Below are 16,075 nucleotides of genomic sequence, written 5' to 3'. Positions count from 1 at the left end.
TTTTGCTTAAAATATAAATATCGGGCACGGGAGTCGCGGGAACTAGAGTCGTCCGAAGCGGCCCTTGAGTTTCGCGAGGGCATCGACTTCGATTACTTCTTCAGAATCGTCGCCCTTGCGCTTAAACTTGAGCACTTCAAAACTTTCGAGCAAGGCGCTGGCCTGCAGGTAGAGTTCCGGATACTCGGGGTCGTCTTGCGAGAGGCGTTCCATTTTCGAAAGCAGGTCGCGAGCGTTTTTGAGCTCGTGGTCCTTCATGAAGCGAGCCTTGAGGAAGGGCCGGAACTTTTCGCGGAGGGACTTGACCGAAAGGTCTGGGCGGTCCGCAGACTGAGGCGTGACGACGGAAGTACGGCTGTTCTGGCCGTCAGGAGCGCTGATTTGGGAGGCGAGCGCGCCGGCGAGGGCGGAAATTCGCTCGAAAAGCGTGTTTTCTGGGCTATCGGGCGAATAAAGCGCGATGATTTTGGCGATAAACTTGTGGCTCGCGGTCAAAGCGGCGATGGCGTCGCGGGCGTGGTCGCCACCTTGGCGCATGGCGACCGAGAATTCGCGAAGAATGTCCCAATAGGCAACGAAGGATTCGGCGCCGAGCAGGGCCGACTCGTAAGTCGCACGCACTAGGGCGAGGCGCACCTCGTCATCTTCGCTGCGCGAGGTCGCAGCGAGATTCTTGAAATCGTTGATTTTCTTGCCGCGGGAAAATTCCAGGCCGGTAAAGCGCACACAACGGTTAGCATCCAGGTTGTCGGCGGCAAGCGACTTGAGCACCCAGGCCTTCAGGGCCGTCTTGAATCCGTCGGAATAGAGTCCGCCGGTTTCGAGCAGATTCAGGCGGTCGGTAATGAGGGCCTGCGCGGCGGCTTCGGACGCGGTTGCGTCGACCGAGGAATTTGCGCGACCTTCCACCCGCTTGCGGAAGTTCTGCCAGAAGGCGGATTCTGCCGGAGTCATGAGGGCCGATTCGCCGAGACGCCAGCCAAAGCGCATGTCGCCCAGCGCAAAATCGATGCCGAAGGTCACCACAATCGGGCGGACCGCAGCAAACAAATTGAAACTCCCCCATTCCGGATTAATCTCGCAGGCAAATTTCTCCGGGAAGCCAGTCTTGAAAATCTTGGCATGCAAGCGCAGGTGATTTTCCTTTTCGGGCGTCACGGTCGGAATGTCGCAATCGAGTTGCTTGATTCCGGCAAAGACTTCGTACAGCGAGACCATGGGCGACTTGTGCGGAGCCGCCTTCAGGCGGTCACAGAAAGCATCGTCAATGAAAGTCCGGCGATTTTCGAGTTGCTTTTTAGCGGCCTTGGGCATTTCGCGCACGATGGATTCAATCATCCATTCGCGCCATTGGTGAATGGAAAGCGCCAGTTTCGCAGGCGTCAGCTGCGGAATCAAGTCATAAGGCAGGTCCAGCGTAATGCCGTCATATTCCTTGGTCGCATCAAAGACCATCTCGCCCACGACCATGCGACTAGAACCGTCGAGACATTCGATTCGGAACTGTTCAAGGGAACCGCCGAGCTGCGGTTCCTGCGGCTTGGGGCCCTTTTTCTTGTCACCCTTCGCCAAGGCATCGAAGGCGCGATTGCTGAAACCCGAATCTGTGTAGCTGACACCTGTTTCGTTCTGGTCCAGCCAGAATTTGGCGTCGAATTTCAGGAACTGGTCAGTATGTTCGCGAATGTAGTCCTTAAGCGTTTTGATGGAATTGACCCGCGGGGCAATGCGCACGTAGTAATCGACCAGGGCGTCTTCGCTGGGGGCCAACCCGAATTGGCGTTTGCGAGCCTCGAGCCCGTGCAAGTCTTCGACCACGCGCTCGTTGTGGGTCATGAAGGCAAACGGGCGTGCCATTTGCCCGAGCACCACAGCCTCGCGCCAAAAGATTTCGGCACATTCGTCCGGATTCACGCGAGCGTAATCCACTCGGTGCCCGCGACTGATCACAAGGCCCCTGAAGCTTACTTCTTCGACCGCTTCCACAAATCCGCGTTCCTGATTCCAGGTCGGCATGAACCAGCGGCGTGTGCAGAACGGTTCTGCCACCTGCATAATCCATTCGGGCTTGATTTCGGCACCCTTGTTCAAGAAGATGCGGCTCGTTTCGCGAACTTCGGCACTAAAGAGCCATTCCACACTCTTGCCGTAAAGGTCACTGCCCGGGAACACATGGGTTTCGCGCCCGCTCACTAGGCGGTAGCAACCGTTTTCGATATCGCGACGAGCAACGCCCCCAAGGAATCCGGAAAGAAGGGCAATGTGCAAGTTGTCGGCATGGAAACTGTCGAGCGGGCATTCACGCTTGTCGAACTTGACTTCGAGAATGCGGCTGAACTGGTCATACAAATCAATCCATTCGCGACAACGCAAGAAATGCATGCTGAACTTGTCGCAGAATTTGCGAAGCTTGTTCCAAGATTTGCCATCCCATTCGGCGCAGAAGGCATTCCACATGCTTACAAAAGTCAGAAAATCGCTTTTGTGACCCGCAAATTTGCGGTGCAGCTGGCGGATTCGGGTACGTTCCGGCTCTTCGCCGGGGACAACGCGCGGGTCCTGAATGCTAAGGGCCGAGCAGACGATGAGCGCCGGCTGCAAAACGCCGGATTCTCGGGCCCGCAAAAGTACAGCCGAAAGCGAAACGTCCATCGGGAGCCGCGTCATTTCGCGGCCAAGCTTAGTCACATGACCGCTGGAATTGTCCGCAGTCAACGCGCCGAGTTCAAAAAGCGTCTTGTACGCGCCGCGGAATGCCGAATGCGGCGGCGATTGCAGGAACGGGAAATTTTCCAGTTCCAGCCCGAGGCTGCGCAATTGCAAAACGACATTCGCGAGATTACTGCGCCGGATTTCCGGCTCCGTAAACTCGTCTCGCTTCTCGAAATTCTCCGGCGAATAAAGTCGAATACATACGCCAGGCTTTACGCGCCCCGCGCGCCCTGTGCGCTGCCGGGCACTCGCCTTCGAAATTTCTTCGACCGGGAGCCCCTGGATTCTCGACTGCGCATTGTATCGCGAGATGCGGGCCATGCCCGTATCGACCACGTAGGCAATTCCCGGAATCGTGAGTGAAGTTTCAGCAATGTTTGTGGCAAGCACTACACGAGTCTTGCCCGAATTCTTGAAAATGCGGCGCTGTTCTTCGGGACTCATGCGTCCGAAAAGCGGGAGCACGTCGAAAGTTGCGCTATCCAGTTCGTGCGCAAGCTCCCCCGCTAAATCTTGAATGTCGCGTTCGGTCGGCAAGAAGCACAGCAAATGGTCGCGATGGCGAGATTCCAAATCCAAAATCGCGTCGCGGGCTTCTTCAATCAGGCCCGAATCACCCTTGCCCGAAATATCGCGACCGAGCACACCGCCGTCGGCATCAAAATAATACTCGATGTCGACCGGGTACATGCGGCCCTCGGCTTCGAGCACGCAACTGTTGTCGTAAAATTCTTCGAAAAGCTTGGCATCGAGCGTTGCCGAGGCCACAATCAGTTTGAATTCAGGGCGGGCCTGCAAAACCGTCTTGAAAATGCCAAGCAAGATGTCGATATTCAGCGAGCGTTCATGCGCTTCGTCAATCACGACCGCCGAATACTGGTGAAAGAGTCTGTCGCGGCGGAATTCCTGCAGCAAGATACCATCGGTCATGACCTTGATGGGAGCATCGCTCTGGCCTTGTTCCCAGAAACGAATCTTGGTACTCACAAGCGTTTCGTCTTTCAGTTCTTCACGCAAGCGGTCCGCAATCGAGATTGCAGCCAAGCGCCTCGGCTCCGTGACGCCAATTTTGAATGATTGCGTTTTCTCACTCGAGTTTGCGAACCACTCTAACAAAAATTTCGGGAGCTGCGTCGACTTTCCAGAACCGGTGTCTGCCTTAACAATCACCACCTGATGCTTTTCGAGCATCTCAAAAAATTCTTCCCGATGTTCAACGACGGGAAGCTCTGGGTAGTCGATTTTTAGACTCATTCCTTAATATGTCCGCACTTGTCGCAGGTCAGCTTGTAGCTGTTATCGGGGTCAACGACCATCACGCCGTCACATTCCGGCACTTCGCACGGGAGCTCGCCCGGCATGACTTCGCGGTAAGTTTTCTTTTCTTCCATCGTTAGCCTCCGATTTCCTTGAGGTAACGAGCGAGGGCGTCTTGCCAAGTCGGGAGCGGCTTGAAGCCGTTTGCAACGAGTTTGCTCTTGTCGAGGCGGCTGTTGAAGGGGCGCGCGGCCTTGCTCAGACCATATTCAGCTGTGGTTACCGGCAGCACCTTGGTAGAAAGGCCGGCCTGCTTGTAGATTTCGCAGGTAAAGTCGTACCAGCTGATGAATCCGCCTTCGTTGGTGGCGTGATAGTAGCCGTACTTTTCGGTTTCGTTCATGTCGATGAGCAGGCGCGAAAGGTCCAACGTGTAGGTGGGCGTACCGATCTGGTCATTCACCACGCGCACGGTATCGTGAGTCTTGCCCACGTTCAGCATGGTCTTGATAAAATTCTTGCCGTTCAGGCCGAACACCCAGGCGATTCGCACGATGAAATACTTGGAAAGCGTATTGGCGACAGCGAGTTCGCCTTCGAGCTTGGTCTGGCCGTAAACGTTGAGAGGCTTGTAATCCTTGCAATCGGGCTGCCAGGGCTCCGTGCCCTGACCGTTGAACACGTAGTCGGTGCTGATGTAAGTCATCTTGCAACCGAGGCGTTTGCAGGCATCGGCAATGTTCTGCGTACCGCCGGCATTTACCGCGCGGACCTTCGCCACGTTGGCATCGTCTTCGGCCATGTCGACAGCAGTCCATGCGGCACAGTGAATCACGGCATCGGGCTTGATTTCAGAAAGAGCCTTGTCGACGGCGACAGAGTCCGTAATGTCGAGCTGCACGTAAGGCATGGTCGTAACAGCAGAACCGTCGGCGACACCGCTGTAGGCAGGCGCCATATCGGAGCCCACACCCGTGTGCCCACGCTTTGCAAGTTCATTCATTACATCGTGACCCAGCTGGCCACCAACACCTGTCACAAAGAATTTCATGATTTATACCTCTTTGCGCTAATATAGAAAAACACCCCGCATTTGCGGGGCGCCTTTTCATCCACAATATAGGAGCATTTGGATGTTAAGTATTAGCGAGTTACACGCACCAGATTAAGCTTGCTACCCTGCTTCACCATATAGACACCGGTCTGCTGGAACTTAGCAAAGAGAGCGTCAGCGATGGAAGCACCGGCGGCAACATCAACCTTGCCGAGAGCGCGACCCTGCATGTCAAATACCTGATAGGTCTTGCCAGCTGCATTCAGACGGAGGTCAGCTGCGATAGCCAGCGGTTCGCCACCATCCTTGCTGAACTTCACGTAGTCAACGTTGGTGTTGTCGTTGGCAATCGTGATGCGAAGAACATGCTGACCCTTGGTGAGCGTAGCCTTACCGGTAGCGTCTTCATAGGCATCCCAATCGTTGCTTGTACCCGTGAAGGAGAGCGAAGCTATCTGCTTGCCATCGATAGCGAGGTTCAACTTGCCAGCACCGGAACCATTCGAAACAGAAGCCACGATATCGTATTCGCCATCTTCAGCAACATTCACAGTATATTCCATCCACTGGTCAGCAGTCGTGTAACCGAGAACCTTGCCAGTACCGCTAGAAACAATACCGATATTGCTGTAATCAGAGCCACGATAGGATGCATCAATGCCTTCTGCAGTGCTCGGAACACTAGAGCCACCGTAAGTAGAATCCTGGTTACCTTCGTCAAAGTTTTCGGCTTCGATGGTGCCCGGAATAGAAGCCGGGGTACCACCAAACGCCTTGCGTTCGATCGGCTTCGGCGGTTCAGGCGGAACATAGGAACCCACATAAACCCTAGCATGCGGGAAGTCCATGTGACCGCTGCGAACTTCACCATTCACGTTACCAGCTTCACCGAGCACCTTGGCTTCGTAAAGCTTACCCATGGTCAGGCCCATCTTTTCCCACTGTCTCATGTGTTCGGAAATATTGATGGTACCGCAATCGCGCGGAGAAGTACGCACGCTGAAATACTGATAGAACGTGACGTTACCGGAGTTCTTAATAGCCGGACCCGTACGAGTGTTACGATAAACCGTATAGGTACCGCCGTCAACATTAATAGTACCCTTTCTTTCGTTACCAATCCAGCTACCCGGCATATCATTGGCGAGGGTATTGTCAATCACGTAGTATTCCACCAACTGGCTAGCCGTTCCGGGAACGCCTTCCATCCAGCCGTAAATACCGATGTAGGAATAACCCACATTCTGTGCATTGTTCTTGATGAGCTTGAATTCGGCAATCATGTCACCATCAAGCTGATCGTAAGTCTTGTTACTGCCGAGGGAAAGACCCGCGCGGCAGAGATAGTCCTTAGCACCGGAAATGTTACATTCCATGGAACCGTCGCTATAGAAGGTTGCATCACCACCATAGCCGTTTTCGTCCCAAAGTTCGTAACCGATATCACCGATTTGACCGGTCTTGTTCGAAGAGACCTTCACAGACTGACCCGAGTGTGCAGCGGTGCTGCAGAAACTTTCAGTCTGAGCGAAAGCACTGGTTGCAAGCCCAAAGGCAAGCACCAAGCCTGTTTTAACAAAAAGATTGGTTTTCATAATATACTCCTTAAGAAAATCCCGTTCAACCTCTATTCCAAAGTTATATCCATTTGGTCTAATTTGGAATAGTCCCCATATAAATGGCGTTGTTGTAAAAAACAACACCAAATCCACAATTTTTACACAAAAAAGCCAATTTTACGTCAAAATACGGCATTCTTTTCGTGTATATAAAAAACGCCCCACAACAGTGTGTGAGGCGCCTTCTTCCACAAAATTTGGAGTTTTTTTCGGGATTTTCCTGAAGATTGTGGAAAATCTTAGCGGTTGACCCTGACCGTGTTCAGGAAGCTACCCTGCTTGACCATGTACACACCCGGCTTGTGGAACTTGGCGAACAGCACATCCTTCATGTTGCTGCCGGCCTGCACTTCCACATTACCCAAGTAACGGCCCTGCATGTCGAGTACCTGGAACTTGCCGCTGATTTCGTGCACTGCAAATTCCACCGGAGCGATACCGATAGTACCCTTGCTAGAAGAGCTCTTCACCTTTTCGCTAGAGCTAGACTTCTTTTCGTCCTTGCTGGAACTGGACTTCGGAGTTTCAGAAGAGCTGGATTCTTCCACGGCAACTTCAAGAGGATGCTTCTTGTCGGTCATCTTGAAGTAGGAGACGTCGAACGAACCCGAACCGCCACCGGCTTCAACGAGCACCTTGGCTTCGTACATCTTACCCATCTTCATGCCGAGTTCTTCCCACTTCTTGAAGTGAGCGGTAATATCGATATGGCCGCAAGAACGAGCTCCCTTACGCTTGCTGAAGAACTGCGGGAAGGTCTGGTCACCCTTGATAGAGGGGGCGTTGTAGCGCATGTTCTGATAAACTTCATAGGTAGCGCCATCAACCGTGAACTCACCCTTCTTGGAACCCAGAAGATTTGCACCCGGTTCGCTGAACCAGTCGTCCACGATGTAGTATTCTACGAGCGGATCAACCGTCCAACCATAGATACCGATGTAGTTGTAGCCACCGGCATTACCCTGCTTACTCCAATTGAAGTATGCATCGATGGGGCCAACATCACTGTATGTCGATTTTTCGTCATACTTGAAGCCGACACGGGCAAGGAAGTCGTTGGTGCCGTTCCAGCTGGCCTTGTAAGTACCATTGTCGTAGAACGTCATGGAGTTGTTGCCGCCCTGGTACCAGATTTCATAGTGGTACGGAGAGCTGCCGACATTACCCGTCACGCTCGAATTGTTCTGGCCCTGGGTCCTCGTTTCCTTGCCTTCGTGACCCATCTTATCCTTACAGGCGTCAATCTTACCAGAAACAGTGCTGCCACCCTTAGAAGAGCTGGACTTTGCTACAGCAGCAGAAGAGCTAGACTTCGGAGTGTCGCCACCACTGCTGCCATTAGACACATAGACCTTGGCATGGGGGAAGTCCATACGACCGTTGCGGACTTCGCCATTCACGTTACCGGCTTCACCAAGCACCTTGGCTTCGTAAAGCTTACCCATGGTCATGCCCATCTTTTCCCACTGTCTCATGTGTTCGGAAATATTGATGGAACCGCAGTCACGCGGAGAAGTACGCACGCTGAAATACTGATAGAATGTCACGTTGCCGCTATTCTTAATAGCCGGACCCGTACGGGTATTGCGGTAAACCGTGTAGGTACCGCCATCAACCGTAATGGTACCCTTTCTTTCGTTACCAATCCAGCTACCCGGCATGTCATTGGCGAGGGTATTATCAATCACATAGTATTCGACCAGGTTACTAGCAGTTCCGGGAACGCCTTCCATCCAGCCATAAACACCGATGTAGGAGTAACCCACATTTTGAGCCTGAGTCTTCACGAGCTTGAATTCGGCAATCATGTCGCCGCCAAGCTCCTTATAGGTCTTGTTACTGCCGAGGGAAAGACCTGCACGGCAGAGATAGTCCTTGGCGCCCGTAATGGTACAATCCATGGAACCATCGCTATAGAACGTAGCGCTACCGCCATGGCCGTTTTCGTCCCAAAGTTCGTAACCGATATCACCGATTTGACCGACTTTGTTCGAAGAAATCTGCACAGATTGGCCAGAATGTTTAGCGTTGCTGCAGAAGTCCTGAGCATAAGCTCCGGCTACACCCAAGGTCAAAGCCAAACCAACTTTGACGCCAGATTTGAATAGAGTTTTCATTTTAGTCTCCTATCAAAAGATCCTCTAACATCAAAAATATATCCGGCCCCATCTAATTCAACTTTATATATAAGAATTGCCGTTGTTCCTAGAAACAACGGCAAAAGATTTACAAAATGCCGAATCCGGCGTAATTTAGCGGAATTTGAAGCTATTCTTCGTCAGAAGAAGGAACTCCAATCTGCTGTTCCGGCTTGTCTTCGATCTTTTCGACAGAATCGTCGTCGACTTCGACGCCTTCCACCTTGTCGAAGGTTTCCTTCGCCTCGGCGCTATCTTGTTCGATATCCTCGACGCTCGGGAGTGCGGTAGCATCTTGCACCACATCGCCTTCGCGCAGGCTGATGGCCTTGACGCCCTGAGCATTACGGCCCGTGAGGCGGATATCGGCTGCCTTGATACGAATTACCTGGCCTTCGCGGCTGGTAATGATCAAGTCGTAGTCGTCAGCGACACTTTCGACGAATACGGCGGCGCCCACCTTATCGGTCACGTTCAGGTTGCGCACGCCCTTGCTACCGCGACGGGTAATGCGGTAAGTCGAAGGTTCGCTGCGCTTGCCGTAGCCGTTTTCGGTAATGGTCACGATCTTGTTGCCGGCCTTGAGCCACAACAGAGAAATCACTTCGTCGCCTTCGGCCAAGGTAATGCCCTTCACGCCGTGCGTGCCGCGGCCCATGGCGCGGAAGCAGCTGATCGGGAAGGTCACGGCCTGACCGTTCTTGGTCGCAAGCATCAAGAGGTCCTTCGGAATCGGGCGGCCTTCGATATCTTCGGCGTCTTCGGATTCCTCGGCGATGGCGGCCTCGGCAGCCTGTGTTTCGGCTTCAGCATCGGCTTCTTCGCCTTCGGCAGCCTGGCTAGCCTTGAAGTCTTCGGCAGACATGCCCACGAGCTGAACCTTCACCAATTCATCGTCTTCGTCCAAGCTGATGGCGTTCACGCCCGCTTTACGCGGACGGCTGAACAACGTGAGGTCCATCTTGTTGATGACACCCTTCTTAGTCGCAAACACGAGACAGAAGTAACCACCGAACTTGCGCACCGGCACAATCGCCTGTACCTTTTCGCCTTCGGTAAGACCGATAAAGTTGATAATCGGGCGGCCCTTGCCGTTGCGGGTTCCTTCGGGGAGTCGGTAAACCTTGGTCCAGTAAGCGCGACCCTTGTTCGTAAACACCAGCAGGTAGCTGTGGGTGCTTGCGGTAAAGATCTGTTCGACGTTGTCTTCTTCCTTGAGAGTTGCGCCGATAATGCCCTTGCCGCCACGGTTCTGGGCCTTGAAGGTATCGATCGGCAAGCGCTTGATGTAGCCTTCGCGGCTGAGCGTAATCACCTGTTCTTCTTCGGCAATCAGGTCTTCGTAATCGTAGTCATCGACAGCATCTTCGATAGAAGTACGGCGGTCATCGCCACACTTGTCGACGATTGCATCGAGACGGTCGAGCATAATCTTCACGCGGCGTTCGCGCTTTTCCAAAATATCCTTCAAGTCGGCAACGGTAGCAACGAGTTCGTTGTATTCGTTTTCCAACTTTTCCAAGTTCAGGCCCGTGAGCTGAGCAAGACGCATGTCCACGATAGCCTGGGACTGGATTTCGTCGAGGTTGAAGCGGTCCTGCAAGGCAGTCTTCGCAGCTTCGGTCGTCGGACTCGACTTGATAATCTGCACCACTTCATCGATGTTCTGCGTTGCAATACGCAGGCCTTCAATAATGTGGAGTCGTGCTTCGGCCTTGTTCAAGTCAAACTGAGTAGAACGCGTAATCACATCCAAGCGGTGATCCACGTAAACCTGAATGAGTTCCTTAAGCGTCAGGAGCTTCGGCAGGTTGTTGACGAGCGCCAAGTTGTAAATGCTGAACGTCGTCTGCAGCTGCGTATTTTTGAACAAATTGTTCAAAACAACTTCAGCCACCACATCCTTGCGCATTTCAATCACGATGCGCATGCCTTCGCGGCTAGATTCATCGCGGATGTCGGTAATGCCGTCAACGCGCTTGTCCTTCACGAGTTCTGCAATCTTCTTACAGAGTTCGGCCTTATTGACCATGTAAGGAATTTCGCTCACGACAATGCGCGGCTTACCACGGCTATCGACATCGATTTCAGTACGAGCACGCACGCGCACGCGGCCGTGTCCCGTCAAATAAGCATCGCGGATGCCCGCGCGGCCACAAATCACGCCGCCGGTCGGGAAGTCCGGGCCAGACACATACTGCAAAAGATCTTCGCCAGAAATATCCGGATTTTCAGCCACCGCATGAATTGCATTTGCAATTTCGCGCAAGTTATGCGGAGCCATAGAAGTTGCCATACCCACGGCAATACCGGTGGTACCGTTCACCAGCATGTTCGGGAGAGCAGACGGCAAAACCTTCGGTTCTTCCAAAGATTCGTCGAAGTTCGGGCCCATGTCCACGGTATCTTTTTCCAAGTCTTCCAACATGAGCGCACCCATGTTGTTCATCTTGGCTTCGGTGTAACGCATAGCGGCAGCGCCGTCACCGTCGATAGAACCGAAGTTACCTTGACCGAACACCAGCGGGTAGCGCAGCGAGAAGTCCTGCGCCATACGCACCAAGGTTTCGTACACGGCAGAGTCGCCATGCGGGTGGTATTTACCGATCACGTCACCCACGATACGGGCAGACTTCACCGTCGGCTTGTTCGGCACCACGCCGAGCTTATGCATACTGTACATCACACGGCGGTGCACCGGCTTAAAGCCATCACGCGCATCAGGCAAGGCACGTGCAACAATCACGCTCATGGAATAGCGCAAGTAGCAATCCTGCATGTCCTTTTCAATCAAGGACCTGATTTGCGAACCTGGTACCAATTCTTCTGACATTAGTTTTCCTCTATCATTTCACTTATTATTTTCAAACTTTCTTCGTCGGTCTGGTCGATACGGTGGGGCGTAATCGTCGCATAGCCCTGATTCAGCAGATAGTCGTCGCTATCCTTAGGCTGTTCATCCCACAGTTTATCGCCATCCAGTTGCCACAGTCCATTTTCGTGGGAGTAGTGGTCAGTAAACATTCCAAGAGCCATCTTGGTTGCCTTAAACCCTTTAAAGGTTTCGGCGGTAGCCTTTGGAAAATTCACGTTCCAGAAAACGCCTACGGGAATCCGTTCGAACAAGCGGTCCTTGACCACCTTCACGGCAAATTCCTTTGCGGTTTCGAGCATATTTGCAGTCGTGCCACGGAGAGAAAGCGCAATGCCCGGCACACCCCAAAGAGCCGCTTCACGAGCGCCTGCGACCGTACCCGAATAGAGCGACGACACGCCGGAATTTTCGCCGAGATTCACGCCCGAAAAACACACGTCAAAATTACCCGGACCGACCCCCTCGGTGGTTAGCCCATGAGCAGCAAAATGGCCCAACGCAAATTTGACACAATCAGCAGGTGTTCCCGACATGGAATACGCCTCAATTGACGCATTTTCCGGAATTTTCACTTTTTTGACCGAAAGCCCACGCCGAACTGTAAAGGCGTGTCCTACCCCGCTCTGCTCCACTTCGGGCGCAAAAACGCACACATCCGCATAAGGGACAAGCGCACACGCCAAAGCGAGCATATAGCCACTCTGGATTCCGTCATCGTTCGAGATGAGGACACGTGTCTTCGGGTAGTCTTGCATGTAAGATAAAAGATAGAAAATTTACTCAAAAATGGGGGTTAAAAACCGCTCCATTAGCTATCTTTTTGAGCATGTTTTCCGAGAAAAAATTCCTAGCGACAAAAGAGACTTCTAAGGCCAAACGCATGGCCGAATTACTGCGCGTAATCATCCTGCAATTGGGCGATGATGTCCCCCGCGCCAAGCGTGAATTTGATACTTACGCCGAATGGATGAAGCTCCCCGAAAGCGAGCGCCTGACCGGCAAGAATCAGGCCCAAATGATTGACCTGTACAAGACTTTCCGCACTCGTGCCGGGCTCGGGTTTGAACGCGATGTTTACTTGGAACAAGAGCCGGGCGACCGCGAAGTTGCCAACGAAGCCCCGCTCCCGTTTGCCGTACTCGTGCACAATCTGCGCAGCGCCTTCAATGTCGGTTCCATCATTCGCAGCACAGACTGCTTCGGGCTCGAAGGCGTGCACCTGAGCGGTTACAGTTGCGGACCAGACCATGTGACAGTCAAGAGTGCTGCCCGCGGCTGCCAGGAATGGATTCCTATCAAGCGCTGGGAATCGCCCTTCGATTGCGTCAAATGGCACAAGGAAAACGGCTACGAAATCATAGCACTTGAAACCGGCGAAGACATTCCGAGTATAAACAACGTAACATGGCCCGAAAAAGGCCTCATTATCCTCGGAAACGAAGAATTAGGAATCGCTCCGGAACTGATGGCCGAAGCGACAATGAAGGTGACAATCCCGATGGCTGGCCGCAAGGCGAGCATGAATGTCGCCGGCGCCTACGCCATTATGTGCTTTAAGATTCGTTCTGATAACAGTTCGAAGTAAACAGTCTTAAAATTCTTCCTACCGTCTACTGCCTACTACTTAGCCAGCGACTTCACTGCTTCTGTCAAACGATCGATGGCCTGAATCAGTTCGTCCATCTTGGCATCGCTCACGCCACCAGCAATTGCTGTTGCTGCAGCCTTAGAAACGGATTCTACAGCCTTCGCAGATACCGATTCCTTTACCGGAACCTTGCCAAGCCAAATGTCCGGCCAGCGGTCATTACCGGTGTGGTAAGTAATACGCGTTGCCGACTCAACCGGTTCGCCAATCTTCCAGATGTACAGTTCGTAGTCGAACAAGTCGTGATCGTGACCCTTGTCGGTCGCACCCCAAACGAGCCACTTGCCATCCGGAGAGAGACGCGGGAAATATTCGTGACTGCGGCGACCAGGCAGGTCCATCAACTTCACATTCTTCGGAATGCCAAAGAAACCGACCTTTTCAATCTGCTTGCCATCTTTAGCGCTGAACCACAAAATTTCACTCGGAGCAGCCGTGCCACCGTTACCCGTCGGGTTCACGCGGTAAAGCTTGCTGCCGTCAAAGTTCCAGTCAATCTGGCAACCGTCGCCAGACTTAGTCCAAGCATTCTTCGAAAGATCCCACACGCCCGTTTCGCGCATGGAACCGCGAAGCGTAATGGCCAAATGCTTGCCATCGGGGCTCATGTTCGGTTCTTGCAGAATCACGCCGGATTTATTGAAGGCCTTTTCGCCATCAAGCACAAGCGTTTCCTTCTTGCTTGCAAGATCCATCGAGAACACCTTGCCTGCACGGCTAAACACGATAGACTTGCCGTCGGGTCTCCAAGTGCCCCACGTGGCGTTGTCCACAACCTTGCGAGCGTTTTCGCCCGAAATGTCGACCATCCACAAGTCCCACTTTTCCGGATAGTTGGCATCGTTTTCAGGCACCCAACCACCCTTACTGCGGTTAAAGAGCACCGTAGAGCCATCCGGCGAAATGCGCGGGAACCAGTCCACGTTGTCACCCTGCGTAAGGGCACGGGCATTCGTACCGTCGGCATTCATAATCCAAATATCGTGATGGCTATTCGCACGGCTCGTGGCCCATACAATCGCGCCTTCAAGCTTACCCTTGAGGGCCGAAAGAGCCTTTTGTTCGTCAGCGGTAGGATCAACGGCAGCGCCAGTCGGAGCCCCCTGCTGGGCAAATACAGTCGAAAAAGCCAATAAGGCCGGAATAGCAAACTTCATCACATTCTTCATACCTCGCAATCTAGTAATTTCCGCCCCAAAAACCGCGAAAAAATGGCACATTTGGCCTCAAAAAATTGACCACGCTCACATATTACACAGGCGTAAACAAAAAAGAAGTTCTTTTTTCGCCTTTTTCCGCGTTTAAAACCTATTTTCTAAAAAAAGGGATGTTTATATGAAAAAATTACCGCTAATCGCATTTCTGTCGTCGATGGCTCTGTGCACTTCGTTTGCAGCAGCCCAAGACATTACCCCCACCCGCGTGGGCCCTGTTAGCCAATACGGTCAGTTGATGACCGGCAAGAACTCGCAAGGCAAGGGCCGCATTTATGGTAGCTGCGAAGGTGTAAAGGACGGCGCCGAAGTGCAGGTACGCGGTATGAGCCTTTACTGGAGTTTGATGCCGCAGGCCGTCGAATTCTGGAGTGAAGAAGCAATCTCCACCATGGTTCGCGACATGAACATCCAAATTGTGCGTGCCGCCATGGCCACCGGCAACGAAGACTGGAGCAATGGCTATCAGGGCTACGGCAGCGATCCCAACACTCAATTGAGCTTGATGAAAACCGTTGTCGAAGCGGCTATCAAGAACGACATTTATGTGATTATCGACTGGCATTCTCACAATGCAAATGAACAGACCGAAGCGTCCAAGAACTTCTTTAAGCAAATGGCGCAGACCTATGGTAAATATGACCATGTGATTTTCGAGCTGTTCAATGAACCCACCGATATTGCTTGGGGCACCATCAAGACCTACGCAGACCAGGTGGTTTCCGTGATTCGCGAATACTCCGACAACCTGGTTCTTGTGGGCACCCCCAAGTGGGACCAGAACCCGCAAGCAGCCATCGGAAACGAAGTCAACGACCCGAAGAAAAACACAGCCTATACCTTGCACTACTACGCCAATAGCCACTGCTGGAGTGGTCAGTACGACTGGGGTGGAACTTGCGAAGGTACCAACGGCGAAGAAGCCATTAACGCAGGTCTTTCCGTATTCGTTTCGGAATGGGGCACTGCAGATGCTAGCGGCGGCGGAAACCCGGATCAGGGTCGTAACCAGAGCTGGCAGGAATACATTAACAAGCACCAGCTTTCTTGGGCAAACTGGTCTGCATCCAAGATTAGCGAAGGTACTGCCGCATTTGAAGGTTCTTCAACCAAGACTTCGCTTCAGTACACCACTTCCGGTAACCTCGTAAAAGGCTACCTTGCCACCAACCCCACAAGCTACACCAAGTGCGCAGCTAACGGCGGCAACAATGGCAACGAAAACCAGGGTGGCAACAACGGCGAAAACAACGGCAACAATAACGGGAACGGAAATGAAACTCCGATTTTCGTGAAGGCCAATGTGAATTTCAACGTTTCGTTCTCGGACAATGCATTGCACATTGCTGGCGCACCGATGACTGTCGAAATCTACAGTTTGAAGGGTGACAAGCTTATGGCAATCAACAACGTGAGCGGCACGCTTTCGCTCGCCAAGCTCCCTGCAGGCAAGTACTTTGCACGAGTTCATGGAAACGCTACGAACATGGTTCGCGCCTTCCAGATTAAGTAATACCAATCAAACGAGAGAGAAAGGGGTCCGACCTTCGGGTCGGAC

At 52.8% G+C, this 16,075-nt stretch carries 8 protein-coding genes and 2 pseudogenes; 2 read left to right on the top strand and 8 right to left on the bottom strand.

Annotated features, from left to right (window positions below):
• Window positions 1–42 precede the first annotated feature (42 nt).
• From hrpA to surE, 7 genes and pseudogenes are all read right to left on the bottom strand, one after another.
• On the bottom strand, window positions 43–3,966 hold the full coding sequence (gene hrpA / locus QOL41_RS10045; protein WP_283429649.1) for an ATP-dependent RNA helicase HrpA: 3,924 nt from the start codon (window positions 3,964–3,966) through the stop codon (window positions 43–45).
• Window positions 3,963–4,103: a hypothetical protein gene (locus tag QOL41_RS10040; protein ID WP_012820363.1), complete on the bottom strand. Its 141-nt coding sequence runs from the start codon at window positions 4,101–4,103 to the stop codon at window positions 3,963–3,965. The genes hrpA and QOL41_RS10040 overlap by 4 nt, the downstream gene beginning before the upstream one ends.
• A 2-nt stretch (window positions 4,104–4,105) precedes the next feature.
• A complete protein-coding gene (rfbD, locus tag QOL41_RS10035) occupies window positions 4,106–5,020 on the bottom strand; it encodes a dTDP-4-dehydrorhamnose reductase (RefSeq protein ID WP_283429648.1) in 915 nt (304 codons plus the stop codon).
• A 320-nt stretch (window positions 5,021–5,340) separates the two neighbouring features.
• Window positions 5,341–6,618, bottom strand: a pseudogene (locus QOL41_RS10030) (glycoside hydrolase family 11 protein); the annotation flags it as partial.
• A gap of 527 nt (window positions 6,619–7,145) precedes the next feature.
• Window positions 7,146–8,759: pseudogene (locus tag QOL41_RS10025) on the bottom strand (glycoside hydrolase family 11 protein); the annotation flags it as partial.
• Window positions 8,760–8,910: 151 nt separating this feature from the next.
• Window positions 8,911–11,613, bottom strand: coding sequence for a DNA gyrase subunit A (gene gyrA / locus QOL41_RS10020; protein ID WP_283429645.1), 2,703 nt, complete (start codon window positions 11,611–11,613; stop codon window positions 8,911–8,913).
• Complete coding sequence (gene surE / locus QOL41_RS10015) at window positions 11,613–12,410, bottom strand: 5'/3'-nucleotidase SurE (protein WP_283429644.1); 798 nt, start codon at window positions 12,408–12,410, stop codon at window positions 11,613–11,615. The genes gyrA and surE overlap by 1 nt, the downstream gene beginning before the upstream one ends.
• Window positions 12,411–12,481: 71 nt before the next feature.
• Here surE and QOL41_RS10010 point away from each other — a divergent pair, with 71 nt between their 5' ends.
• The gene (locus tag QOL41_RS10010) at window positions 12,482–13,240 is read left to right on the top strand and encodes a TrmH family RNA methyltransferase (protein WP_283429643.1); all 759 of its coding nucleotides are present in this window, start codon (window positions 12,482–12,484) and stop codon (window positions 13,238–13,240) included.
• A gap of 35 nt (window positions 13,241–13,275) precedes the next feature.
• On the opposite strand, the gene QOL41_RS10005 is transcribed toward QOL41_RS10010, so the two are convergent.
• Window positions 13,276–14,472 (bottom strand): PD40 domain-containing protein, encoded by a 1,197-nt coding sequence (locus tag QOL41_RS10005; RefSeq protein WP_173652929.1) that lies wholly within the window; start codon window positions 14,470–14,472, stop codon window positions 13,276–13,278.
• Between the two features lie 166 nt (window positions 14,473–14,638).
• Here QOL41_RS10005 and QOL41_RS10000 point away from each other — a divergent pair, with 166 nt between their 5' ends.
• Window positions 14,639–16,030 (top strand): glycoside hydrolase family 5 protein, encoded by a 1,392-nt coding sequence (locus tag QOL41_RS10000; RefSeq protein WP_283429642.1) that lies wholly within the window; start codon window positions 14,639–14,641, stop codon window positions 16,028–16,030.
• Window positions 16,031–16,075: the final 45 nt, after the last annotated feature.

The sequence above is a fragment of the Fibrobacter sp. UWB10 genome, assembly GCF_900182935.1.
Taxonomy (GTDB): domain Bacteria; phylum Fibrobacterota; class Fibrobacteria; order Fibrobacterales; family Fibrobacteraceae; genus Fibrobacter; species Fibrobacter succinogenes_O.
This window is presented reverse-complemented; position numbering and strand designations above follow the sequence as displayed.